The sequence below is a fragment of the Phytobacter sp. RSE-02 genome, assembly GCF_040578655.1.
In the GTDB taxonomy this organism is placed as follows: domain Bacteria; phylum Pseudomonadota; class Gammaproteobacteria; order Enterobacterales; family Enterobacteriaceae; genus Phytobacter; species Phytobacter diazotrophicus.
In genome coordinates, this window is record NZ_JBEULY010000001.1 from 198,819 (window position 1) to 223,717 (window position 24,899).

General features: G+C 53.9%; 16 protein-coding genes and 1 pseudogene. 11 read left to right on the forward strand and 6 right to left on the reverse strand.

Features of this window, described 5'->3' with window-relative positions; genetic code table 11:
• Positions 1-106: 106 nt before the first annotated feature.
• Entirely contained in the window at positions 107-1,339 is a 1,233-nt protein-coding gene (locus ABU190_RS00910) for an ion channel protein (protein WP_354690117.1), read from the reverse strand.
• 204 nt (positions 1,340-1,543) lie between these two features.
• Between ABU190_RS00910 and glk the strand changes: the two genes are divergently transcribed.
• The gene (gene glk, locus ABU190_RS00915; RefSeq protein ID WP_271849642.1) at positions 1,544-2,509 is read left to right on the forward strand and encodes a glucokinase; all 966 of its coding nucleotides are present in this window, start codon (positions 1,544-1,546) and stop codon (positions 2,507-2,509) included.
• On the opposite strand, the gene ABU190_RS00920 is transcribed toward glk, so the two are convergent.
• Both ABU190_RS00920 and ABU190_RS00925 read right to left on the reverse strand, forming a co-directional pair.
• Positions 2,506-3,234 carry a LytTR family DNA-binding domain-containing protein gene (locus ABU190_RS00920; RefSeq protein WP_039079756.1) on the reverse strand — a complete coding sequence of 243 codons (729 nt, stop codon included), beginning with the start codon at positions 3,232-3,234 and terminating at the stop codon, positions 2,506-2,508. The two genes, glk and ABU190_RS00920, sit on opposite strands and share 4 nt — an antisense overlap.
• Before the next feature lie 12 nt (positions 3,235-3,246).
• Entirely contained in the window at positions 3,247-4,944 is a 1,698-nt protein-coding gene (locus ABU190_RS00925) for a sensor histidine kinase (RefSeq protein WP_039079757.1), read from the reverse strand.
• Between the two features lie 389 nt (positions 4,945-5,333).
• Between ABU190_RS00925 and alaC the strand changes: the two genes are divergently transcribed.
• A complete protein-coding gene (gene alaC / locus ABU190_RS00930; protein ID WP_354690118.1) occupies positions 5,334-6,575 on the forward strand; it encodes an alanine transaminase in 1,242 nt (413 codons plus the stop codon).
• Positions 6,576-6,655: 80 nt separating this feature from the next.
• Here the strand turns inward: alaC and ypdK are convergent, their stop codons facing one another.
• Positions 6,656-6,727, reverse strand: coding sequence for a membrane protein YpdK (gene ypdK / locus ABU190_RS00935; RefSeq protein WP_099458783.1), 72 nt, complete (start codon positions 6,725-6,727; stop codon positions 6,656-6,658).
• 809 nt (positions 6,728-7,536) lie between these two features.
• Here ypdK and ABU190_RS00940 point away from each other — a divergent pair.
• The 4 genes and pseudogenes from ABU190_RS00940 to ABU190_RS00955 all read left to right on the forward strand — a co-directional run bounded on the left by ABU190_RS00940 (position 7,537) and on the right by ABU190_RS00955 (position 11,024).
• A complete protein-coding gene (locus ABU190_RS00940) occupies positions 7,537-8,763 on the forward strand; it encodes an HDOD domain-containing protein (RefSeq protein ID WP_354690119.1) in 1,227 nt (408 codons plus the stop codon).
• A 192-nt stretch (positions 8,764-8,955) separates the two neighbouring features.
• Positions 8,956-9,702 (forward strand): annotated as a pseudogene (locus ABU190_RS00945) (methyltransferase domain-containing protein); the annotation flags it as partial.
• Between the two features lie 170 nt (positions 9,703-9,872).
• On the forward strand, positions 9,873-10,502 hold the full coding sequence (locus tag ABU190_RS00950; RefSeq protein ID WP_193794034.1) for a DNA-binding protein: 630 nt from the start codon (positions 9,873-9,875) through the stop codon (positions 10,500-10,502).
• A 273-nt stretch (positions 10,503-10,775) separates the two neighbouring features.
• A complete protein-coding gene (locus tag ABU190_RS00955; RefSeq protein WP_039079762.1) occupies positions 10,776-11,024 on the forward strand; it encodes a hypothetical protein in 249 nt (82 codons plus the stop codon).
• Between the two features lie 113 nt (positions 11,025-11,137).
• On the opposite strand, the gene ABU190_RS00960 is transcribed toward ABU190_RS00955, so the two are convergent.
• Both ABU190_RS00960 and ABU190_RS00965 read right to left on the reverse strand, forming a co-directional pair.
• Positions 11,138-14,482 carry a CapA family protein gene (locus ABU190_RS00960; protein WP_354690120.1) on the reverse strand — a complete coding sequence of 1,115 codons (3,345 nt, stop codon included), beginning with the start codon at positions 14,480-14,482 and terminating at the stop codon, positions 11,138-11,140.
• Between the two features lie 10 nt (positions 14,483-14,492).
• On the reverse strand, positions 14,493-15,386 hold the full coding sequence (locus tag ABU190_RS00965) for an alpha/beta hydrolase (protein ID WP_354690121.1): 894 nt from the start codon (positions 15,384-15,386) through the stop codon (positions 14,493-14,495).
• Positions 15,387-15,505: 119 nt separating this feature from the next.
• On the opposite strand from ABU190_RS00965, the gene ABU190_RS00970 reads away from it, so the two are divergent.
• The 5 genes from ABU190_RS00970 to ABU190_RS00990 all read left to right on the forward strand — a co-directional run bounded on the left by ABU190_RS00970 (position 15,506) and on the right by ABU190_RS00990 (position 24,787).
• Entirely contained in the window at positions 15,506-17,209 is a 1,704-nt protein-coding gene (locus ABU190_RS00970) for a Mur ligase (RefSeq protein ID WP_354690122.1), read from the forward strand.
• Positions 17,210-17,212: 3 nt separating this feature from the next.
• Complete coding sequence (gene lapG, locus ABU190_RS00975; RefSeq protein ID WP_354690123.1) at positions 17,213-17,911, forward strand: cysteine protease LapG; 699 nt, start codon at positions 17,213-17,215, stop codon at positions 17,909-17,911.
• 9 nt (positions 17,912-17,920) lie between these two features.
• Entirely contained in the window at positions 17,921-19,867 is a 1,947-nt protein-coding gene (gene lapD, locus ABU190_RS00980; protein ID WP_354690124.1) for a cyclic di-GMP receptor LapD, read from the forward strand.
• 26 nt (positions 19,868-19,893) lie between these two features.
• Entirely contained in the window at positions 19,894-20,238 is a 345-nt protein-coding gene (locus tag ABU190_RS00985; RefSeq protein WP_354690125.1) for a tryptophan synthase subunit beta, read from the forward strand.
• Between the two features lie 280 nt (positions 20,239-20,518).
• Positions 20,519-24,787, forward strand: coding sequence for a retention module-containing protein (locus ABU190_RS00990; RefSeq protein WP_354690126.1), 4,269 nt, complete (start codon positions 20,519-20,521; stop codon positions 24,785-24,787).
• Positions 24,788-24,899 lie beyond the last annotated feature (112 nt).

Here is a 24,899-nt window from a genome sequence, read left to right on the forward strand (position 1 = left end):
ACATATGCCCTTAATGTCAGTGTATACGTTTACACACGTGGTCTTCGAGCTTACACCAGCTTGCCGGTTCTCGCTGATTTCCTCTGCTAAATTCTGCCGTTACGCACTATTTTTTGCGTGGTGCGATCATTACCGGCTTTCCTGCCAGCAACAGCCAGGCGGGTAACATCACAATGCATAACAGGGGCAGCAGACTGGTATCCGGCACCACGGCGGCAGCCATGAACAGGCTCAGCCAGGCGTCGCGGGTGACGACCAGCACCATGCCGAGAATGGCACACGAAATAGTGATTGCTGCCGGGACGGCATTGACGTGTTCATGCAGCATCAGGCCGAGAGCGACGCCAACAAACACCGCCGGGAAGATGCGCCCGCCGCGAAAACCACAGGCCGCCGCAACCACCAGCGCCGCCAGTTTTATCACTGCGAATAGCAGATAATCCGTTACGGTAAAGGTCTGCGCGAACGCCATTTGCTGCATCTCATCCAGCCCTTTAAACAGGGTTATATTGCCGCCAATAACGCCGAGCACGCCCAGAATAAAGCCGCCGATCCCGAGCATCAGTACCGGGCTTTTCAGGCGATGCATCAACTGATGCAAACGTGGCAGGCACCAGACTGCTACCATCCCCAGCGCAATCGCGATGGCGCAGACGACCGCACCGCTGATGATATCGACCAGATGCATCTGCGGATAATGCGCAACAGGCAGAGCGAAGTGGGGATGGAAAAACAGCCCGGTGGTCAGGGCGCCTGCGGCGGCGGCCATCAGCGGGGCGAACAGGCGGTCCCATAGCGGCAGGTCGGTATTTGAATTCAGTGTCTGGGAGAAAATCAGCGCGGCTGCCACGGGGGTGCCAAACAGTGCGCCAATGGTTCCGGCAGAGGCGAGAATAGTCCAGTCGAGAGGGGCAACGCGCGGGAACAATTTTCCACCCAGTGCCACAGCCAGGGCAATATTGAGCACCATAATAGGATGCTCCGGCCCAAGGCTCACGCCACCGGCCAGGCCAAGTACCAGGGCAACCAGCAGGCCGGGCAGGGCAGAGACATGCACCGGCGCGCCAATCAGCGGCTCGGTTGCCGGATCCGGGCCGCCGTGTCCGGCGCTATAACGAATCACCAGACCGACCGCCAGCCCGGTCAGGGTCAGGATCATAATCACCCAGAAAGGGGAGTCAGGGGTAAAACCCAGACGATAAGGCAGCCCATTCCAGAGTATCAATTGCAGAACGGCGGCCATTTTCATGACCAGCAATAACACCAGACTGGATGCGACACCGATAATCAGCGCGGGAAGCGCCAGCAGCAGCATCGTTCTGGCTCGCGGATGGAGCATGTTCATTTCCTTTTAACTGAGCACAGGGTCACAGCACGCTTGTGGAAAATATCCGGCGAGTGCAAACATTGCTGAAACCATTACGTTAATTTGTGACGAAGATCGATAATCCCGGGGCACTCATGCTATGTTCGTTGTCGTTATAGCGCCTTGAATTTACAGTGTGCCAAAGATTTATTCTGACTTTAGCGGAGCCGTAAAAGAATGACAAAATATGCTTTAGTAGGGGACGTGGGCGGCACGAACGCACGATTAGCGCTCTGCGATCTCAGTAGCGGAGCCATCTCCCAGGCCAAAACCTATTCCGGCCTTGATTATCCCAGCCTTGAAGCGGTGGTACGCGTGTACCTCGATGAGCATAAGGCAGAGGTAAAAGATGGCTGTATCGCCATCGCTTGCCCTATTACCGGTGACTGGGTGGCGATGACCAACCACACCTGGGCTTTCTCTATCGCAGAGATGAAAAAAAACCTTGGCTTCGCACATCTGGAAATCATTAACGATTTCACCGCTGTCTCTATGGCGGTGCCGATGCTGAAAAAAGAGCACCTGACTCAGTTCGGCGGTGGTGAGCCGGTTGAGGGCAAGCCAATCGCGGTCTATGGCGCGGGCACGGGCCTTGGCGTATCACATCTGGTACATGTCGATAAGCGCTGGGTCAGCCTGCCGGGTGAAGGCGGGCACGTGGATTTTGCGCCGAACAGCGAAGAAGAGGGCATTATTCTGGAGGAGCTGCGCGCGGAGATCGGCCATGTGTCTGCCGAGCGTGTTCTGTCTGGTCCGGGGCTGGTCAATTTGTACCGCGCAATCGTGAAATCGGACGGACGGCTGCCGGAAAACCTGCAACCGAAAGATGTCACCGAACGTGCCCTGGCGGATAGCTGTATCGATTGTCGCCGCGCGCTGTCGCTGTTTTGCGTCATTATGGGACGTTTCGGCGGCAACCTGGCGCTGAATCTCGGTACGTTTGGTGGTGTCTATATCGCGGGCGGTATCGTGCCGCGCTTCCTGGATTTCTTTACCGCCTCCGGTTTCCGCGGTGGTTTTGAAGACAAAGGTCGCTTCAAATCCTACGTACAGGACATCCCGGTCTTCCTGATCACGCACGATAATCCAGGCCTGCTCGGCGCCGGCGCGCACCTGCGCCAGTCGCTGGGGTATTATCTCTAAAGATGCATTAACTGCCTGAATTCTTTTACCTTACTGCGGCTGACGGGCACCTGGAAATCCAGGTCTCTCAGCCGCACGATATAGGTATTATTGAACCAGGGCTCAATTTCGCGAATTTTATCCAGATTGACGCAGTAGGAGCGATGGCAGCGGAAAAAGTGGGCCGCCGGGAGCTTGCTGCAAAACTCCGTAATATTCATTGGCATGACATAGGATTCACGTTTGGTGTAGACAAACGTCATCTTTTCATGCGCTTCTGCGTAATAGATATCGTGAATACTGGTGACGATGATGCGCTCATCTTTCACCAGGTTGATAGTCGCATTCTCGCGTGGGGCTGGGCTGGCACTGGTGCCGGTTTGTTGCTGCCAGGCTGTTTCCAGCTTTTGCAACATGCTAATAATGCGCGATTCCTGATACGGTTTGAGAATATAGTCAAACGCTTCCAGCTCGAATGCTTCTACCGCATGCTCTTTCCAGGCGGTAATGAACACGATAAAGGGTTTATGGGCGAACTGACTGATATTCTGCGCCAGCAGGACTCCGTCCAGGGACGGGATGTTGATATCAAGGAAAATGGCGTCCACTTTGTTGTGCTGTAAATATTTCAGCACGTCGAGACCGTCCTCAAATGTACCCACAATGTCCATCTGGCTGTGCGTTTTGATAAGCCAGCTCAACTCCTGTTGCGCCAGAAATTCATCTTCAACAATGATGACCTTCATTCACTTCTCCCGTTAAGGCAACAGCGTGGCCGGCGTGGTCACAGGTGTGGTGTGCAAAGGCACATAAAACGCAATCTCGGTACCCGGCGTCAGGCGGCGGATATGCAGCCCCTCGCCATACAGTAACTTCACACGCTGGTGGACATTGAGCAAACCGATTTTATTACCCGGCATTTCGTCGGCTTCCACACGGGCGATCATCTCGGGCGCAATACCGTTTCCCGTATCGCGTACGGCAATACGCACGCGGTTGCCGCACTCCGCCACGCTGATGGTCACCACCCCTTTTCCTTTGCAGGGCTGAATACCGTGAACAATGGCATTTTCGACCAGCGGCTGAATCAGCAGGCTGGGAATAACACAGCTCACCTCTTCATCAATGTCATAAATGACTGTCAACTTGTCGCCAAAACGGGCCTGTTCAATGGCGATATAGTCTTTGATTTGGTAGAGCTCTTTTTTGATATCAATCTGCTCATCGTCTTTTAATTCAATGTTATAGCGCAGGTAGCGCGACAGATTGAAAATCAACTGACGGGCGGTGTCCGGATTAAGGCGGATAGAGGATGAAATCGCATTGAGGGCGTTAAAAAGAAAGTGCGGGTTTATCTTGCTTTGTAATGCGCGCAGTTCCGCTTTATTGGCCATCTCACGTAGCTGCTCGGCACGGGAAACCTCCAGTTGCGTAGAGATAATTTGCGACAGACCAACCGCCATCTCCTGTAGCGAGGAGGTGATTTGATGCGCATGGCAATAATAGATTTTAAGCGTGCCGGTGACGATCCCCTTTTCCCAAAGCGGGATCACCAGCATTGAGTGGATCTGCGGCGTTCTGTGGGCTTCATCATTGTTTTTAATGATGATCTCCCCGGTATCAATCGCCTGGCGTGTCGTCGGACTGATGATATCGTCACTGTCCCGGTAGTTGTCTTCGCCCACGCCGACATACACCAGCACATGGTCGGCGTTGGTGATGGCCACGGCGTCGGCATTAATATCGCGGCGAATGATGTCGCATACCTGGCGCAGGGATTCGCTATTGACGTTGCGAAACAGCGGCAGGGTTTTATTGGCAATATCCAGCGCCAGTTTGGCCTGGCGTCCGGCAATGGCTTCTTTTTCACCCTCCACGCTTTGTACCAGCAAAACGATAAAGCCCACACAGACGCTGCCCAGAATCATCGGCACGCCAATTTTCGATACGATATCCAGGCCCAGTGCGGTCGACGGCGCCCAAAGTACCACCAGCGTCATGGTCAGAGTTTCGCACAACATCCCGGCGATGATGCCCACGCTCCAGTGCTTTTGCTTAGGGATTTTGCGATTTATCCAGCCAGAGAGAACACCGGCGATAATACTGGTAATCAGGCAAGGTACGGCTGTTACGCCACCGATATCAATCAGATAGCGGTGTATCCCGGCGATTACGCCGGTAATAATGCCCACCCAGGGGCCAAATAAGATGCCGCCGGACATCACCGCAATAATGCGCACATTCACCAGCGAGCCTTCGACCGGTACGCCGGACCAGGTGCTGAACAGCGCAAACATTGAGAAGATAGCCGTGACGGCGAGCAACTCCTTTGGTGTGTGCGCCGTTTTATGCAGTAACTCGCGGAACAGGCGGATACGGATCAGGAAGAAAAGGCAGATCAGCATCAGCGCCGCGCGATCAAATACCGCCAGCAGCATGTTGAATATTTCGTGCACGGGAAGGCTCATGTAAAAGGCGTGAAAAAGCTATGATAAAAAACATCGCCGCCAATGACCAGTCAGGTGCGTGTATTTGGCAATGAGGAAAACCCCCTTCCTTAAAAGGGGATTGATACGGATCGGAAGAAGTTTCGCCACATGTGAAAAAATGCCTTCTTATAACGTAACTTCATTGATATCAACTTGTTAAATTTAAGAGTGTATATTTTCTCTCGTTGCCAGGATTTTGTTTTGCGCATTTTTTGGGGCTTCCCCTTTTTTAGATGTAAAATTTTTTCACGTTTCCTCTCGACAGCAGGTTTTTTTTCAGGCTATGTTCAGGAAACGCCACAACCGTGGCGGCGTCGCTCGGACGGTCCGGGCGCTAACGTTAATCTGAGGAAGTTATGGCTGAATTCAGTCCTGAACGCCGTTTTACGCGTATCGATCGTCTCCCCCTTTATGTTTTCAATATCACGGCTGAACTGAAAATGGCTGCGCGTCGGCGCGGCGAAGATATTATCGATTTCAGCATGGGTAACCCTGATGGCGCGACACCGGCCCATATCGTTGAAAAACTCTGTACTGTTGCCCAGCGCCCGGACACGCACGGTTATTCCACGTCGCGCGGCATTCCGCGTTTGCGCCGTGCCATTTCACGCTGGTATCAGGATCGCTATCAGGTCGATATCGATCCGGAAAGCGAAGCGATCGTCACCATCGGTTCAAAAGAGGGGCTGGCGCATCTGATGCTGGCAACCCTGGATCATGGCGACACGGTTCTGGTGCCCAATCCGAGCTACCCGATTCACATTTACGGTGCGGTGATTGCCGGTGCTCAGGTGCGTTCTGTGCCGCTGGTGGAAGGCGTTGATTTCTTCAATGAGCTGGAGCGTGCGATTCGCGAAAGCTATCCTAAACCGAAGATGATGATTCTGGGCTTCCCCTCCAACCCTACCGCGCAGTGCGTAGAACTGGAGTTCTTTGAAAAAGTGGTCGCTCTGGCAAAACGCTACGATGTGCTGGTCGTTCACGACCTGGCCTATGCGGATATCGTTTATGACGGTTGGAAAGCGCCATCAATCATGCAGGTTCCCGGTGCTCGCGACGTGGCGGTTGAGTTCTTTACGTTGTCTAAAAGCTACAACATGGCGGGATGGCGTATCGGCTTTATGGTCGGCAATAAAACGCTGGTGAATGCGCTCGCGCGTATTAAAAGCTACCACGACTACGGCACCTTTACGCCGCTGCAGGTGGCAGCCATCGCCGCGCTCGAAGGCGACCAGCAGTGCGTGCACGATATTGCCGCACAGTATAAGCGTCGCCGCGATGTGCTGGTAAAAGGCCTGCATGAAGCCGGATGGATGGTCGAAATGCCAAAGGCGTCAATGTACGTCTGGGCGAAAATCCCTGAACCTTATGCCGCCATGGGTTCGCTGGAGTTTGCTAAGAAGCTGCTACAGGATGCCAAAGTTTGCGTGTCGCCTGGCATCGGGTTTGGTGATTATGGCGATACGCATGTGCGTTTTGCCCTGATTGAAAACCGCGATCGTATTCGCCAGGCGGTAAGGGGCATCAAAGCGATGTTCCGCGCCGATGGTCTGCTTCCCGCTACCACAAAATCCACGGCGGAAGACACAGAGCAGTAAGCTCTGGCACACAGGCCTGTGCACAAATGAAAACAGGAGCCAAATGGCTCCTGTTCTTCTTTTCGTTCTACGAACGTTGCTCAGATCATCAGGGCAAATGTACCGGCCCAAACAATGACCATCACCGAAATGCCCATAAAGAAATATTTCACGCTTCATCGCTCCGCATACACAAGTATGCATTCATGACCAGATCAGGACTGAGTATAGAGAGGTGAAACTACGCCAAACTGAAAATGGGAATTTTCTCCCTTTCGGCCACAGCTCCATCTCAGAATTCTTGATGCATCTCGCACCAGACGGGGCTAATGTACGCCTAAATTTTGCGCCTTACAAGAGTCATTTTTTTAAATACTTTCCGCAACTTACAGAGTGTCGGGCTTTGGCGACAGATTGATTTCTCTGCGGAATAAATACCCATTGAGCGACGCGTTTTCATAGTGCTGAAACCTGTAATTTCATCGTTGAATTACAAGGTTATTTTTGTGATCGGTCGCACGTTTTGTGCCCGGCACTGCGGATGGAAAGGCGAGTTGCTACAGCATTGTGAGTGGGAGTGTCTTTTCAAAAGGTATGCATCACCGGCCTGAAAACAGTGCTTTTTACCGAACAGCAAACCTGTATTTGTGAGTTATGCCTTCATTGTTATCACTTCAAAAATTGCGATGTCTCTCATTTTTGCCATAAAACTGCGTATAACATCATTTATAAGTTTAACAGGCTGTGAATGAGATGATAATAATTTGCTATTGAAATGAGTTTGCCTATTTTTCTTTGAGTTTGGTTTGCAGGCTAATTGTATTATCTGAAACTGAATGTCGGGAATAAGTGACTTAGCTTGATCCTGGTTGCGCGAGAAAAAGTATCTTTCAAACAATTCAATTAAATAAATAAGCAATCAGATTTAAGTCAAATTTAATTTCTGGTTCACTTAATCTAATGGATACTTAGGGGGAAAGCTATGGACTCTTTCGTTGCCAGACAGCCGATATTCGATCGTGATTTACATACCGTAGCCTATGAGCTCCTTTTTCGTTCTGGAATGAATAATTATTTTCCAAACGTACCGGCCGATTATGCGACCAGCCAAATGATCTCCGACCAGTTCCTGGGTATCCCAACCTTTCGCTTTGTAGGGGAAAACATCTCTTATATTAATTTCCCCTACCAAATGATTGTTCAGGGGATGGCTGACATCTTACCTCGCGAACGCGTCGTCATTGAAATACTTGAAGATGCTGTCCCTGATGATGTGCTGTTCGAGGCCGTGCGCTATCTCTTTGCCTCAGGCTATACGCTGGCGTTAGATGATTTTGCGATGGACGAGGCGTGGGATCGTTTTTTACCCTATATAACTATCCTGAAATTTGACGTTAAGGCAAATTCGTTTGAGGAAATCAACGGATTTCTGCAACGTCATGCATTGCAGCTAAAGACAAAAAATCTGCTGGCGGAAAAAATCGAAACGTATGACGAGTTTAAACGATATAAAGACCAGGGCTTCCATTTGTTTCAAGGTTATTTTTACAGTAAGCCGGAAATTATTCAGAGCAAACGCCTGCCACACAAAGCTGCACATCTCTTCCAGTTGATGAGCGAAGTAAACGCACCAGAGTTAAACTTTGATAAAATTGAGCGTATCCTGGAACATGATTTGTCGTTGACTTACAAGATCTTAAAATATGCCAAAAATATTGTACATCGCGTTAGTGGCATAAGCGCTGTCGACAACTTAACGCTCAAAAAAATTGCTATCTATTTGGGGCGAAGTGAATTAACTCGCTTTGTTTCGCTGGTTTGCCTGGCAAATCTCTCTAATAAAGACACTAACGAGCTTTATCATCTTTCCCTGTCCAGGGCTAAATTCTGCGAAATTATTGTTGTGCGTACACATTCAACGTGTTGTGCGCAGGATGCATTCTTATGCGGCTTGTTTTCACTACTGGATGCCATGCTGGAGATCCCGCTTGAGGAAATTTTCGAGCAAATAACACTTCCTTTATCCGTTCGCAATGCGCTGGTGCACAAACAGGGTACGCTTTATGACCTGCTTAGCCTTGTACAAAGTTATGAGCGCCGGGAATGGGAAGCGGTACAGCGACAGGCAAAAAAACTGAATATTCCAGGCTGGGCGGCTGTTGATGCAATGGGGGAAGCTCTTGCCTGGGCGGATGCGACAGTCTCATGACACCACTCCAAGGAGGGCATTTTTCACACGGCAGATTAATCTTTTTGGCGTATGAATGCGGTCATTATCACGAAACATGCAGGCGATATTTCGTACTGTTGAGATAACGTTTAGGTTAAGGTGATATATTTTTAATCACCACAATCTTTAAGGTTATGGGTCATTACATCAACAGTAAAAGGAATTTCTGCATTGGATATCCCCCGTATTTTTACGATTACCGAAAGCGAACACCGCATTCATAACCCCTTTACGCCAGAAAAACTCGCGACACTCGGTGCGGTACTACGCCTGAAACCGGGTATGCGCATACTTGATCTTGGCAGCGGTTCGGGTGAAATGCTCTGTACCTGGGCACGCGATTATGCCATCACCGGCGTCGGCGTTGATATGAGCCAGCTTTTCAGCGAACAGGCGAAACAGCGTAGCGAAGAACTTGGCGTCAGCGAAAACGTGACATTTGTTCATGGCGATGCGGCAGGTTTTATCACGGATGAAAAATGTGATGTGGCAGCCTGTGTGGGCGCAACCTGGATTGGTGGCGGCGTAGCAGGGGCTATCGCGCTGTTACAAAAAAGCCTTCGCCCAGAAGGGATCATCCTTATTGGCGAGCCTTACTGGCGGCAGCTACCGCCAACGGAAGAGGTAGCCCAGGCCTGTTTTGCCAATGCGATAGCAGACTTTCATACGCTACCTGAGCTTGTCGCATCATTTGATGAGTTGGGTTTTGACGTCGTCGAGATGGTACTGGCAGACCAGGAAGGGTGGGACCGGTATGAAGCGGCGAAATGGCTGACGATGCGCCGCTGGCTTGAGGCCAACCCTGATGATGATTTTGCGCCAGAGATTCGTGCGACGCTTACGGCAGCGCCAAAACGCCATGTTAGCTGGACGCGTGAGTTCCTTGGCTGGGGTGTCTTTGCGTTAATGGCGCGCTGACTGTCCCGTCATAACGTCCCTCCCTGAGTGGGGTATCTGCAGATACCCCGTTTTTCTGTTGGTATGGCGTCGGGATATCTTAAAACAAGAGTGCTTTCGACCACGCCGCTTCGTTGCTAAAATAACCGCCCGGCAGACTTACACTTATCCGCAGGAATGAGGGAGACGCAGTGGTGGATCGGATTGATTATGAAATCGAAAAATATAGCTTCACCGAACTGAATGAATCTCCCCGTATCGCTCGCCAGTGGGCAGACACGCTTGACGAGTGTCGTCAGACGCAGGCGAACGCCGAAGAGCGATTACGCATTGCGCTGCTCAACGTCGATTACGTGACCAGCTTTGAGCTTCCTTTTCGCTTATTGTTAATTCGCGCGCCGCAGTTGATTGCCAGCTTGCGTGATGAGCTACAAATCGGTCAGAAAAACGTTATTTTCAACGGTAAACGTTTCGGCTGCGTCTATACCCTGAAAACCGATTTAAGCGATATACCGGATGCATTCCAGTATCGCCTTTCAACCCGTATCCGGCGGGTAGATGCCTCCGGGTCAGTGGCTACGCCTTATCAGCAAATCGCCAAAGAGGTAAAAGCTCCACGCGAACGACTAAAACTGGCGCTGGAAAGAGGGCTGCCGGTTACAGCGCTTGACGGGCTTTTCTGGTTTGGGATCCAGCGTATTGCTGCCGATGTGCAACGATTGCGAAAAACCGGTATGGCGATCGCCACGGCGGAAGTGGATATCTTTGATAACCTGACGGGTACTACCCGGCGAGTCCCGGTGTATCGCAGCGTGACGTAAATTCGCCTGCCGATGTTCACCGAACAGATGTGAAAACCCTCCTTTATCTTTGAGCAAACGTCGGCTGGCTGCGTTTGCTCTTTTGCGCGCGTCAGTGATATCTCTTTATCCTTTATTGATACTTATATTATTACGCGACATTAACTGAAATTTTCAGGTTTAATATGTGAGAGTTTGAGTTAAGTTTTATTTTAATATCCTTTTTATAATCTCCTTAATTTGTTCATCTTTCAGGCATTACTATTTCTATGGTTTTGCTTAAGGATGAATAAAATGAAAATAATTGGATTGGATGAGCATCGCAGTTTACGTGGGAACGGCGCGCTTAAATATTTCGAACTTGAAGGTGTACCGAGTGACGAATGGGCGCGTATTTTTCAAAGCCACTTTGTGAATCAGGATATAAAAGTATGGATTGAGGGATATTGCATAGTCCTCCAGTGCCAGACTGAAGAGATCCCGAAGTACAGAGAGCTTTTACAAGCTAAGTGCGATGAAATCACAGCACAATTAATACCTTAGGGACTTATAGCCCATTAAAAAGGCGATAAGTATCCGGTCAAAAATAAGTAAACGGCATCTGAAAAGTGGGATATCCACTGTGTAAGATGCCGTTTTTTTATGCCAGAGCGGAGTTAACTCTCGCCAAAGCACTCACTAAGCGACATGACCAGCCTGCATTCATTATCGACAGTCAGCGCACGCCAGCCCGTGCCCGTTTCTCCTTCCCGAATAACAGGCATTCCCTGTTGCGTCAGATGCGTAATCAGCGTTGAAAACTCCGCCTCATTCACCGGACGGGGCTGCCAGAAGGTCTTTTTATTATCAGTAAAGATGGGCAGCAACTGAATTTGCGGCTGCCGGGTACCCACTAACAGACGAACGAGAAAACCGTAAGCCGGCATGCCGCGCTCCTGATATTCACCGTTACTGTTAAACACCGCATTACCGATACTGTAAATCACCAGGCTTTGATCCTGCTGCGCCGCTTCGCCTGCCATATGCGGCCCGGAGCCAATAATCAGGTCCGCACCGGCTTCACTCAGTTGCTTAGCCAGGGTGCGCTGCCGGGTGGTGGTCCAGCGGTAGTCCAGCCCCCAATGAGCAAGAACAATCAGCGTGGCGGGGTGAGCGCTCGCTTTCTCCTTACGAAGCTGTTCAATCAGTCCACCACTGATACAGGCGACACCCGCGCGGCGAGGGCGGGCATAAAAGGCGCATTCCTCTTCCATATAACGTCGATACCAGTAGGCGCTGAAAATCTTGTACGTCCGCCTGCCCACGGTGACGACCAGCGGCGCTTGCGCCTGCTGCGCGTTTATCCCGGCGCCCACGCAGGCGATTCCCGCCTCGTGAAATGCTGTCAGCGTGCTATGCAGACCGGGTAACCCGGCGTCCATCGCGTGATTGTTGCCCAGCGCCACCGCATTGATGCCCTGTTTGCGCAAGGCGGCGACAGAGGCGGCCGGATCGCCTGTCAGGCAGAACGGTTTACGGCCTGCAAGACTGGCGCTGAAATCGGTGGTCAGCGCCGCTTCAAAGTTGGCAAGCGTCATGTCGCTGTTGCGAAGAAGGGGAGCGATAGCCGCAAAACTATAGTCATAGCCGTGGCGCTGGAGTGCGTCATCAATGCCGCGGGCCTTACGCCGGGCGGTGTACCACTCACCGAAATAGGTATCACCCAGAAATGTCAGCGTCGCTGTCGGTGAGTCAATCTGCCGAACGCTGGGGACACCGGTGACCGGTTGATGAGCGGTATCGGCCTGCGCCAGCAGTTCATCCAGAAGATAATCAAGGTGGAAAGCATCGTTTGCACCCGCCGCGCAGGCCAGCCAAAGTTCGCCTGAAAACCATTGCAGCGCGAAACCCCAGTTTCCGGCACTGAATTGCCCCCACGCGCTGCCGTCACTGTGCAAATTGCCAGTTTTGCGATAGATGCGCTCGCCGATGACGGCTTCCTGTTCGCAAAACCACGGCAACAGATGCGGATAACGCTGGTAGAGATGGCGCACAAGCCTGGCGATATCCAAAAGTGCCGTGCGCTGCCCTGGGCGCACGCGACCGGAGACGGTATTCATATACGTGTACGGCATGCCGATAGTGGCGCTCAGTTCCCGCAACTGGGCCAGCGCTTTTGCACTGCTGCCAGCCAGATGCTCTGCCAGGTTAATGGCCGCATCGCAGGCGTTATGTAGCAACATTCCCTGTAGCAGGGACTTCACGGTCAGTTTGTCACCCTGCCTGAGTGTCAGCGCCGGGTTACCTTTCAGGATATCCGCCGCGATCTCCCGCACGGTGATGGCGGTCTCCAGGGTGGTTTTTTTATTTAACAGGCGATCGGCGACACAACAGGCCAGCAGTAACTGGCTGAGGTAGTGCGACGCAAAGGGGCTATCGGCCCGTTCCGCGACGCGTTGCTCACCGGTCGAGAGGTTGATCAGCAGGCATGCGGTGTGCCCTTTACGCAGCGCGGGCGGGGCGGCAAGTCGGGTTTTCAGTAGACTGACAACCTGCCTGAAATCCGAGTTTCGCACGCTGCCTTTTACCAGCACGATATCGCCGGGGCGCAGAGTTGGGGCGGCGGCGTCAACCAGCGCCTGCGCCGTCAGAAAATGACCACCCCGCGTGGCTTCCGGCAGTGTCTCATGTAATGCCGTCATCTCCTCGCCGTGCAGAAAAGCGTGCTGGCAGCCAGCTTCCAGTAATGGCGTCGCCAGAGAACGGTGAATGGCCTGGCTCTGATCGCCGAGATTAACAATGCGTCCCAGCAGGGCAATGACACGTCCGCCATGAGCTCGGGCACGTTGCGCCGCCACCGCAAACGCATTAAGCATGGAAAGATATTCGGCGTTGTAACTGTCATCAATCAGCGTGGCTGTCCCGCCGCCGGGCAGGGGCAACGGAGTAATGCACAGATGCTGACCATCGCTGCGATAACCCTCAAGGCCTGCGATAATCTGCGGCAGGTTCACGCCCAGCAGATCGGCGGAAATCAGCGATGCAACCGAATTGAGCGCGCCACCGTTACCGGGCACGGCCAGCCGGTAGCTGACGTCCTGCTGATGAAAAGCGACTGTGACTCTGCTTCCGTTGTCGTCTGGTGTTATCCCGGTGATACGCACATCTGCGTCCGGGTTGAATCCGTAACTGATAATCCGCGCGCCGTCGCGTTCAACGCTTGCCGCGACAGTCGCATACTCGGCCATATCGCGGTGCAAAATGGCGTAACCACCGGGGATAAGACCATGACTGATGCGTGCCTTATAGCGTGCCACGTCATTCAGGGTGGTCACGTTCTTGCCCACCTGAGTCATCCCGATTTCGGTAATGATAACGATGTGCGGCTTAATGCGATGCCCGACGCCCCCGTTACGCATCCAGAGCGCGGAGATGGCCACTTCCATCACGACGGCCTGCGGGTTCGATACTGCACGCGCCAGGGTGACGGAGGCGCCGGTACGGGTGTTGTGATTGCCGCGGCTGGCTATCACAGACAGGTTGTCGGTCAGGATCGCCTCCAGCATCTCTTTGGTCGAGGTTTTGCCGACGGTACCTGTGACGGCCACCAGTTTGCCGTTAAAACGCCGCCGTGCTTCTTCGGCCAGTAAGTGAAGCGCCTGATAACTGTCACCAACCACGAGTTGTGGAAAGTCAGGCGGCAGGCCTGTGAGTTTGCGCTGGACAATCGCGCCGCAGTAGCGGGAAGCCTGCTCTGGCAGCAGGGTGTGCGTATCCTTCCAGCCCGCGTAAATACCGGTATTACCTGAGCCTTGCAGCCAGGTATCGGTGTCGATCGCAACGAACAGACAAGGGCGGTCATATGGCGTGTTGTCATGCAAAATGGCGATGTCGCCCGCAATCCAGGCGCCATCCGGGCGGTTGTGCCAGAGGCTGCCGGGTAACAACTGCGTAAGATCTGCGGCGGTCCAGCCCGGCGTGTTGGTGCCAGTGTTGCGTGGACGAGGGGGTTTCTGGCGCATGGTTGTATCCTTACTCATTCAGGGCAGTGCCGTGGCGCGGGCAAAGGGCTATCGCATTAACCCCCTGATTACCCTGTAAATCATGGTATTCCGGCGCGACGGCGGGGCGTTCGAGCTGCTTCACTTGATGACCATGTTCACGCAAAGCCTGTACGAACCGGGTTTGCAGATCGAACGGCGTGTTGCGATCCTGCCGGTTGCCGATCACCAGGATTAATCGTGCGGGATCCTTCGCTATATTCGCTACGTGGTCGAGGGGATCCCACGGGTTAGCGAGCCCGGTGCCGTCCAGGCCCGGGGCTGATGCCTCGTCACGTTCTTTCCGCATACGCTCGGCCCGTTCCAGTAGCCCCCATGCGCCGGAGGTGAGTACGGCACAGTCAATATCCCGGCGTCCAAACGTGAGCAGCGCCGATGCGGCCGTTGCGCCACCGCTGTGTCCGCTGAGGATAAAGCGCGCAATACCGTAGCGTGCTTTGATGGCATCTACGGCGGCATTCAGCGCGAGAAATTCTTCTGCCTGGCGGCGGCGATAGTGGTTGCCGCTGGAACCATAGGTTCCCGGACGGGCAACAATCAATGTTGGTAGCCCGCTTCGACGAAAAATGGCCTGCGCCTCGCGGCGTTGCGCGTCGGCTGTATTGGCCGGGATCTGGTCTGGCGGGCGCTTAATCAGCGATACCCGATCGCCTTTAAACATCACCAGTGCCAGCGGCGCATCCTGCAGGGAGCCCGCACTAAAGTAGCGAATACAGGCCGCGCCGCCCGCATACTGAACCCACACGGCGTCATCGCCAACCGGACAGGTCTGCGGGTTAGCGGGCTGGTTCCACAGTAGCGGCGTGTCGGCATGGGCGACCACACCGACAAGCAGCAACAGAAAAAGTGCGTAAAAGGGCCTCACAGCACCGCCTCAACGGGCAAAGATATAGATGTACAGAATACACAACCAGGCATTCATAATGTTATTATGATACAAGGATTTTCAGCACTGGGGATGCCCGGGAGCAATTAAGGAGTCAAATGTCGCTCAGCCACTTACTTGCGCAAACCCGCCCGGTGATGGAAACGCTGGATGTAGCGGCGAAACCGTCTCTGTGCCCGTCCTGGGTCATCTTTTTTAGCGCGTCCGACAGTAAAAGCCGTGCCCACGTTGTGCGCGGCTGCGGCGAGACATTCGACAAAGCCTGGCAACAGGGAACGCAGGCGCTGCAACAGTGGCGTAAAAAGAGTGGTCTTAAGGCCTGCTGGCTGCGAGTTGACATGGTCGACAAGGTCGACGCGCTACGTTGGGATTCGCTGCAAGCTCGTCTGGCGAAGACCAAACGGAACTATTTTCGCTTCGGGCTGAGTCTGGATCCGGCATTTTGCTATGCCATGCTGGAGCAAGAGATCGCCGCCAACGCGCTGCTCTATAATGGCGATCACGGCGTCGCCACCCCTAACGCCAGTAACCTTGCCCATTATTCCCGTCGTCGCTTTGGGGCGGTCTTGAACTGGCCTGAGCACCCTGACCAGACGCTGTGGCGTTTCACTACCCGCGCGCTGTTTTGCGATGGCGAGCAGGTATTGCCCATTGAATCGGACGGACGTAACAGCGGCTATCGCCAGTTGCCCGAGTGGCAGGAGACTGCCCTGGAGCCGATGATTGACTCGGCGACGGATTACCTGGCACGCCAGGTGACACCTTCCGGACGTTATCATTACGGCTGGTTCCCCTGCTTTGATCGCGCCATTCCGACCTATAACGCCTTGCGCCATGCCAGCTCGACCTACGCCTTGCTCGAAGGGTGGGAAGTGACGCAACACCCCGCCCATTTTGCGGCTATTGAGCGGGCGCTGGATGCCCTGTGTACCACGTTTATTCGTACCTGCTCCTTGCCCGATGGTAGCGAAGCCGATTTCCTGGTGGATACGGGGGATGAGATCAAACTGGGCGGTAACGCGGTCTGTATCCTGGCGATGGCGAAATATACAGAACTGACCAATGACGAGCGCTATCTGGGTGCGATGGCGCGGCTGGCGGCTGGCATCGGTTTTATGCAGAACGAACAAAACGGGGGCTTCGTACATGTGCTCAACGCCGGGGATTTATCGCTCAAGGCGGAGCACCGCATTATCTATTACGACGGGGAAGCCGCCTTTGCTCTGATGCGTCTCTATGGGTTGACGAAGACACCGCGTTGGCTGGAGATGGTCGAGCGGGCAATGGACTATTTTATCGAACAGAAGCACTGGCAGGCCCACGACCATTGGCTCAGTTACTGCGTTAATGAACTGACGCTCTATCGGCCGCTCGAACGCTATTATCAGTTCGGTCTGGATAATGTGCGCGGTCATCTCGACTTTGTGCAGGAACGTATTACCACTTACCCCACGTTGCTGGAGTTGATGATGGCGGCGTCGCGGATGATAGAACGGCTTGCCGTTTCGCCATACCAGCACCTGTTAGCGGACTTCGACATGACCGTGTTCAATCAGGCGCTGGAAACCCGTGCCCGCTACCTGGCGAATGGTTTTTTCTGGCCGGAGCTGGCCATGTTTTTTAAAAATCCGCCGCGTATTGTCGGCAGCTTTTTTATTCGTCACCACAGCTATCGCGTCAGGATTGACGATGTCGAGCATTACCTTTCCGGCTATGTCGCGTACCGTAAACGCTGGCTGACGCGACCTGAGCGCGCCATGCAACTGACAATGCCCGTTAGCAACGTTGCCCGGACAGGCTGACATATGCGGCGCCCCCACCGTCATTTTTTGTGTGCAACGCTGCGACGCGGGTTATCCTTCGCGCTGGTGGTGTTGCTTGTTTTCTCACCAGGACTGGGCGCCGGGTGGGATTTTAACGCCATCTCCACGCAAACTGAGCGGCTCTACGGCCCGGCGACGCCAGCCGCCAGGCAGCGGATTGATGAGTGGGCCGCCTTGCTTAAAAATCCACCGCAGGGCACGATTCAGGATAAATTGAATCAGGTAAACCGGTTTTTTAATGCCCGAATGGCGTTCAAAGATGACATTGTCGTCTGGCATCAGCAGGATTATTGGGCAACGCCGATAGAATTTTTACGTAAAGGGGCAGGGGATTGCGAAGATTTTGCGCTGGCGAAATATTTCACGCTGCGTGAGATGGGGGTTCCCGCCAACCAGTTGCGTATTACTTACGTTAAAGCACTTCAGTTAAATCAGGCGCATATGGTGGTGACGTGGTATGCCACCCCTGATGCGATCCCATTAGTTCTGGATAACCTGAAAACCGCCATCTTGCCTGCCACACAGCGTACAGATCTGCTCCCGGTTTATGCTTTTAATGGGGAAGGGCTGTGGTTGCCGCAATCCGGCGGAAATAAACGCGTGGGGGACAGTAAACGACTCTCCCGCTGGCAGGATCTTCTCACCAGAATGCGTGCAGAAGGATTTGAAATTAATGAATAGGATGTGGCTATGTCCCTTTATAAGCAGCTACTGATCGGCATCTGTTTATTTACGCTCGTCATTTTCTGCGGCAACTTTTTTGTTTCTCTGGAGGGTTCCAGGGAGCAATACCGGAATCAGCTCAGCGCCCACGCACAGGATGCGGCAACGGCGCTGGGGCTGTCGTTGACGACCCATATTGATGATCCGGCAATGACGGAACTGATGGTGAACTCCATTTTTGACAGCGGTTATTTTTACCGTATTCGGGTGGTGGATATTAAAACCAACAAACCCATCATTGAGCGCACCGACAATCCGCAAAGCGCCAGCGTGCCGGACTGGTTTGTCCGCATGGTAAATCTGAGTCCAGGGGAGGGTGACGCCATTGTCACGCATGGCTGGACACAGGTTGCCAGGGTTGAGGTCGTTAGCCATCCGATGTTCGCCCTGGCGCGTCTTTGGGACAATATGGTCGCCAGCTTTTTGTGGCTTATCGGCTGTAGCTTATTATTTATTCTCGGTGTAACTCTGTTGCTGCGCCGTCTCTTGCGACCGCTTAACTACATTGTGGAGCAGGCGATGGCTATCTGTCGCCGCGAGTTTCTCAATGTTCCCGCGCTGCCGAAAACGCCGGAACTGCGTCGGGTCGTTGAGGCGACCAACCTGATGGTGACGCAACTTGAGGCGTTGTTTGGCGAGCAGGCGCAGCGCACCGAATCCTTACGCCAGGAGGCTTACCACGACAGTCTGACGGGCCTGAACAACCGTCGCGCTTTTGATATGCAATTGCAGTCGCGTCTGAGCGATGAAGAGAATGACTCGGGTCATCTGATCCTCTTGCGGGTTCAGGATCTTATTGGCCTTAATCAGCGTCTTGGCGGCGCGAAAACCGATAAGCTGCTGATCGCGGTGGCAGATATTCTCAATGGCCTGCAAAAACATTACTTCCGTAATGAAGGTTTCCTGGCCCGTGTGCGCGGCGGGGAGTTTGCCATCCTTGCCCCGCAGTTCCTGCATAATGAACTCGACAACCTGACTAACACCCTCAGTACCCAGCTTAAGGCGCTGTCAGAAACAGGAATGAGCGACGTGACACCAGTCGCCCATTTCGCGCTGGTGCCCTTCAATGTTGGTGACAAGCCACAGACGATACTGATGCAGGCAGACCAGGCGCTGGCGATGGCGGAAACCGAAATGCGCTTTTTTGCCAGCACGGATATGACGGTTACAGACGATAGCGAAGAGGATCATCATAGCTGGTATACCCGTCTGGATGCGGTACTGGCAGACGGTGCTTTCGAGCTTTTCTCGCAGCCGGTTTATGAGTGCAACAATGCGCATGTTGTATTGCATCATAAAGTGCTTGCCCGTATCAGAACGCCGGAAGGCGAACTGATACCCGCAGGACGTTTTATGCCGTGGATCCACCGCCTCGATCTCAGTCGCCGCATGGATATTGTGATGTTGCAACAGACGCTGCGTGAGATGGAAAAATCAAACCGGCCACTTGCACTGAGTATTAGCGGTGCCAGTGTGGCTGATGACCAAAGCCTTCATGCACTGCTGCAACCCTTGGTGAATGCGCCACAATTGGCATCGCGCCTGACGCTGGAACTGGATGAAAACGAGCTACCCGATGCCGGGCGGGTCACTATTCTGGTCAAACGGCTTAAAACGCTGGGCTGCCGTTTAGGGATCCAACATTTTGGCGGCCGGTTCCATCTCATCGGCAATTTGCCGCAGTGGGGGCTTGCCTGGCTCAAAGTTGACGGTAGCTACATTCGTAATATTGATAGTGAAGAAGATAAAAAACTGTTTATCGAGGCCATTTATTGGGCAACCCGACAAATTAATTTGCCACTGATTGCTGAACGTGTGGAAACAGCGGGCGAACTGGCGGTTCTCGAAAATATCGGCCTGTATGGCGCAATGGGGCGCTATTTTGCCGATGCCAGCACCCTGGGTGGAAATTAACCTGCCAGGCTAAAAAGAGGCTGAAAATGTACTACATAGAACGCGATGAAACGGGGCGTATTATTCAGGTGGAGCTTGTCCCTTTTCATGCCATGACAGAACAAAGTAAAGTCAGCACAGCAGAAATTGACGAATGGATGCGGCAGCGAGAAATTCGCGAGGCATCGCTACTGCAATTGCGGCAGAGCGATCTTGAGATGGTTCGCGTCCTGGAGGACCTGATCGAAGTGCTGCTGAGTAAAGGCGTCATTAGCATTACCGATCTGCCACCGGTCGCTCAGGCAAAACTAACCAGCCGTGCACAGGCGCGTCGTTCATTGAGTGGTCTGGAAGGATTAATTTCCGATGATGACGATGAAGGATTTATATAATTCGTCATTTTTACTTACGTAATATATATCATGTACGACACAGGGACTATTGACAATGTCCCTTTTTTTTAACCTAAATTCCTGCCTGCACTACTATTCATTCACTTCATCTATTAATATAAGGTCTTTAAGCGAAGCGGCATCAATAAATCCTCTGCCGGAACGTGCTTTCATTACCTTTGTTACATGTTGCATTACAAATACTAATTAAATTCTCTTTTAGCATTCTACGCCCGGTCAGTGGATGAATTGGGCGAGAACAGGATCGAGGGAACTACACATGAGCGGCGTCTCTGGGATCGTCAAAGCGGTAATAGGACAAGTGTTTGCAGTAGCACCTGATGGCAGCCAGCGTTTATTGGTTGAAGGTGACAGGGTCCTCGAAGGAGAACAGGTCGAGACTGGGGCTTCTGGTGCAATTACCTTGTCTTTGGCGGATGGCAAGCAACTGGACCTTGGCCGTGACAGTCACTGGGACAGTACGGGCAGCGTGATCACTGAACCTACGGCTACTCAGCAACAAGATGTTGCCGCTATACAACAGGCGATCGCAGATGGGCAGGATCCGACGCAAACCCTTGAAGCGCCAGCCGCGGGCCCACAGGCAGGGGGCTCTGGCGGCAGTGATGCCGGCGGAAGCGGCGGCGGCTCGCACACACATGTGGTCCTCGATTTAACCGGTCAGATCGTTGACCCCGGTGCCGGATACCCAACGGTTGGCATTGATTTCCCTGATGCCGAACGCCCTCAGGAATTAACGCGGCTTGATCCTGGCGTTGCCACTGTATCAACTCCTGCCGATCCCAATACGAATCCGAACCCGCCCGATGATTCCGACGCCGATGCGGATTCTGACGCCGACGCAGATGCGGACGCTGATGCCGATGCGGACGCCGATGCGGATGCCGATGCGGACGCCGATTCCGACGCCGATGCTGATGCTGATGCGGATGCCGATTCTGACGCCGATGCGGATGCCGACGCCGATGCAGATGCAGACGCCGACGCTGACTCTGATGCGGACGCTGATGCTGATTCTGATGCGGATGCCGATGCTGACGCAGATGCAGATTCTGACTCCGATGCCGACGCGGATGCGGATTCCGATTCCGACGCCGATTCCGATGCCGATGCGGATGCTGATTCCGATGCCGATGCGGATGCAGATTCTGATGCTGACTCGGATGCGGACGCGGACGCCGACGCAGATGCAGATGCGGACTCTGACGCCGATGCGGACTCTGATGCCGATGCCGATGCCGATGCCGATGCCGACGCGGATGCTGATGCTGATGCCGATGCCGATGCCGATGCAGATGCAGACGCCGACGCTGACTCTGATGCGGACGCTGATTCTGATGCAGATGCAGACGCCGATGCTGATTCCGATGCTGATTCCGATGCCGATGCCGATGCGGACGCCGATGCCGACGCGGATGCGGATGCCGATGCAGATGCAGACGCCGATGCCGACTCTGATGCCGACGCTGATGCTGATGCTGATGCTGATGCGGACGCCGATGCAGACGCTGATGCCGATGCAGACTCTGATGCAGATGCCGATGCCGACGCCGATGCCGATGCGGACGCTGATGCCGACGCTGATGCTGATTCAGACGCCGATGCGGATTCCGATGCCGATGCAGATTCAGACGCCGATGCAGATGCAGATGCTGACTCAGATGCAGATTCTGATGCCGATGCGGATGCGGACGCCGACGCGGATGCCGACGCTGACGCCGACTCTGACGCCGATGCCGATGCCGATGCAGACTCTGATGCGGATGCCGACGCTGATGCGGACGCCGATGCCGATGCGGACGCTGATTCCGACGCTGATGCAGATGCAGACGCGGATTCTGATGCAGATGCGGATTCTGATGCAGATGCGGATGCGGACGCCGACGCAGATGCCGATGCCGATGCCGACGCTGATTCCGACGCGGATGCTGATTCCGACGCCGATTCCGATGCTGATGCAGATGCAGACTCTGATGCCGATGCGGATTCCGACGCTGATGCCGATGCAGATTCAGACGCCGATGCAGATGCAGATGCAGATGCTGACTCAGATGCAGATTCTGATGCCGATGCGGATGCGGACGCGGATGCCGATGCAGATTCAGACGCCGATGCAGATGCAGATGCAGATGCTGACTCAGATGCAGATTCTGATGCCGATGCGGATGCGGACGCGGATGCCGATGCAGATGCGGATTCCGACGCAGACGCGGATGCGGACGCCGACGCGGACGCGGATGCCGACGCTGACGCCGACGCTGACGCCGACTCTGACGCCGATGCCGATACAGACTCTGATGCGGATGCCGACGCTGATGCTGACGCCGATGCGGACGCTGATTCCGACGCTGATGCAGATGCAGACGCGGATTCTGATGCAGATGCGGATGCGGACGCCGACGCAGATGCCGATGCGGACTCGGATGCTGACGCCGATGCAGATGCGGACGCAGATGCGGACGCTGATGCCGATGCCGATGCCGATGCCGATGCCGATGCAGATGCGGATTCCGACGCCGACGCAGACGCGGATGCGGACGCCGACGCCGACGCGGACGCGGATGCCGACGCTGACGCCGACTCTGACGCCGATGCCGATGCAGACTCTGATGCGGATGCCGACGCTGATGCTGATGCTGACGCCGATGCGGACGCCGATGCGGACGCCGATGCGGACGCTGATTCCGACGCTGATGCAGATGCAGACGCGGATTCTGATGCAGATACGGATGCGGACGCCGACGCAGATGCCGATGCGGACTCGGATGCTGACGCCGATGCAGATGCGGACGCCGATGCCGACGCCGATGCCGACGCTGATGCGGACGCCGATGCAGATTCCGATGCAGATTCTGATGCCGATGCAGATTCTGATGCAGATGCGGATGCAGATTCCGACGCCGATGCCGATGCTGATGCAGATGCGGACGCCGATGCCGACGCTGATGCCGACGCCGACGCGGATGCGGACGCCGATGCGGACTCTGACGCCGATGTGAAGCTCACCGTAACGATCACGCCTGGCGGCAAAACAACGGATACGTCAGATAATACGATCACCCATATCAATGGCGGCAGCGGGAACCCGAACGGTTACGATATCCAGAACGGCGTGATCGTGGCGATTGGCAGTAACGTACATGTCTGGCTGACGCCGGATAGCCCGGATGGCGCCATCAAGGGCGACTTTGTGCCGAAATCCGACAGCGCGTCGCAGATTCACTATTACACCAGCAGCGGTAATGCCAACACCGACGATAGTGCCAAAGGGCACACCGATATCTTCGTTGTCGGTGACCATACGGGCGGTTATTACCAGCAGAGTGACTGGCCGAACAGCAAATATAATTTCGTCTCCCTCAAAGGGATCACTGGCAACGGCAACGTAACGGAAGGCGATGTCGGCAAAGACTATATTTTTGTTCAGGGTAACAGTGAGGACTACAAGGTAACAGGTGTTCCTCATCCGCAGAACCATCAGAACAACGATATTGATAATTTGCAGATTACCGACGAGAACGGTAAGCATCCTTTTGAAAACGCTAACCATATTGAGGGCGTGGTCTTTGGTGACGGGCCATCGTCATCTCACGGCGGCAGCACCACCACAAGCTACACGGTCACGTTGAATCTTGACGTTAACCTCGAAAGCTCCGACAGCAATGACCATCTGAACGCCATTACGGTTGGTGGGATCCCTGAACACGCGACCTTTAGCGGCAATTACACGGATGTCACTTATGATGCGGTCAACAAGGTTTATGTTCTGACCTTTGCCAGCGACACGACACACTATTCCGGACAGGTCAGCGTTGAATTACCGGATGGCAAGAGCACACCTGGCGATATTACTCTGGATGTCGACTCCACCGCGTCCGATCAACTCGAACACCATTTCACCTTTGATGGTGAAGAGGGCGGGCAGCACATCAGCGACAGCCATAGTGATGGCGCAGATGTAAACCATCTTGCAGATACGTCTGACGAGACACATATGACGTTGAGTCATATCGCCGATGAGAGCCATTCAGACAGTGACTCGCTGTCGGATAACGACAGTCAGGCGCGGATGAGCAGCAGCGCCGCAAATGACACGCAAACGACAGAAGCTGATCATAGTTTGCTCACTGACAGTAGCCACAGCGCATCGTTAATTGATGACACAAGCTTAATGCTCACTCCGCTGGCTGCCGATAACACATCCGGTCACGCAGAGACACCGACGGCATCGGCGGATAACGCGATGACGCCTCTCTCTGCCCATGCGCAGGAGGAGGCGGCAAACACCCCGGCCACCGCGGTGGACAATGACCAGCAGTTGAACTTTAGCGACATCATCCATGATGAAGAACATCACGACCTCAGCAGTTTGATCCAGGCGGGGCCGCAGAGTGAAACGGCGAATAACCCGATGGAAGCCGAGCATGTCCCGGCCGAAGGCGGTATGACTGCGAATACTGATAGTTACGATGCTGGCCACGAAGCGATGGTTGATAACCTGATCTCTAAACCGGAAGAAACAACCTGATAAGCCGCCGCTTAGCGCCTACGGGTGGCTAAGCGGCGTATCACCGCAATGTGAATTCAGGGCTGGCGAGAGATTACGAGCGATTAAAACAGCCAGAACGCAATTTCTCCCC

What these genes read in the sequence shown, in the direction of transcription:
- ABU190_RS00910 (WP_354690117.1), bottom strand. Translation starts at nt 1,339, where the DNA reads ATGCTCCATCCGCGAGCCAGAACGATGCTGCTGCTGGCGCTTCCCGCG.
- glk (WP_271849642.1), top strand. Translation starts at nt 1,544, where the DNA reads ATGACAAAATATGCTTTAGTAGGGGACGTGGGCGGCACGAACGCACGA.
- ABU190_RS00920 (WP_039079756.1), bottom strand. Translation starts at nt 3,234, where the DNA reads ATGAAGGTCATCATTGTTGAAGATGAATTTCTGGCGCAACAGGAGTTG.
- alaC (WP_354690118.1), top strand. Translation starts at nt 5,334, where the DNA reads ATGGCTGAATTCAGTCCTGAACGCCGTTTTACGCGTATCGATCGTCTC.
- ABU190_RS00940 (WP_354690119.1), top strand. Translation starts at nt 7,537, where the DNA reads ATGGACTCTTTCGTTGCCAGACAGCCGATATTCGATCGTGATTTACAT.
- ABU190_RS00955 (WP_039079762.1), top strand. Translation starts at nt 10,776, where the DNA reads ATGAAAATAATTGGATTGGATGAGCATCGCAGTTTACGTGGGAACGGC.
- ABU190_RS00960 (WP_354690120.1), bottom strand. Translation starts at nt 14,482, where the DNA reads ATGCGCCAGAAACCCCCTCGTCCACGCAACACTGGCACCAACACGCCG.
- ABU190_RS00970 (WP_354690122.1), top strand. Translation starts at nt 15,506, where the DNA reads ATGTCGCTCAGCCACTTACTTGCGCAAACCCGCCCGGTGATGGAAACG.
- lapG (WP_354690123.1), top strand. Translation starts at nt 17,213, where the DNA reads ATGCGGCGCCCCCACCGTCATTTTTTGTGTGCAACGCTGCGACGCGGG.
- lapD (WP_354690124.1), top strand. Translation starts at nt 17,921, where the DNA reads ATGTCCCTTTATAAGCAGCTACTGATCGGCATCTGTTTATTTACGCTC.
- ABU190_RS00985 (WP_354690125.1), top strand. Translation starts at nt 19,894, where the DNA reads ATGTACTACATAGAACGCGATGAAACGGGGCGTATTATTCAGGTGGAG.
- ABU190_RS00990 (WP_354690126.1), top strand. Translation starts at nt 20,519, where the DNA reads ATGAGCGGCGTCTCTGGGATCGTCAAAGCGGTAATAGGACAAGTGTTT.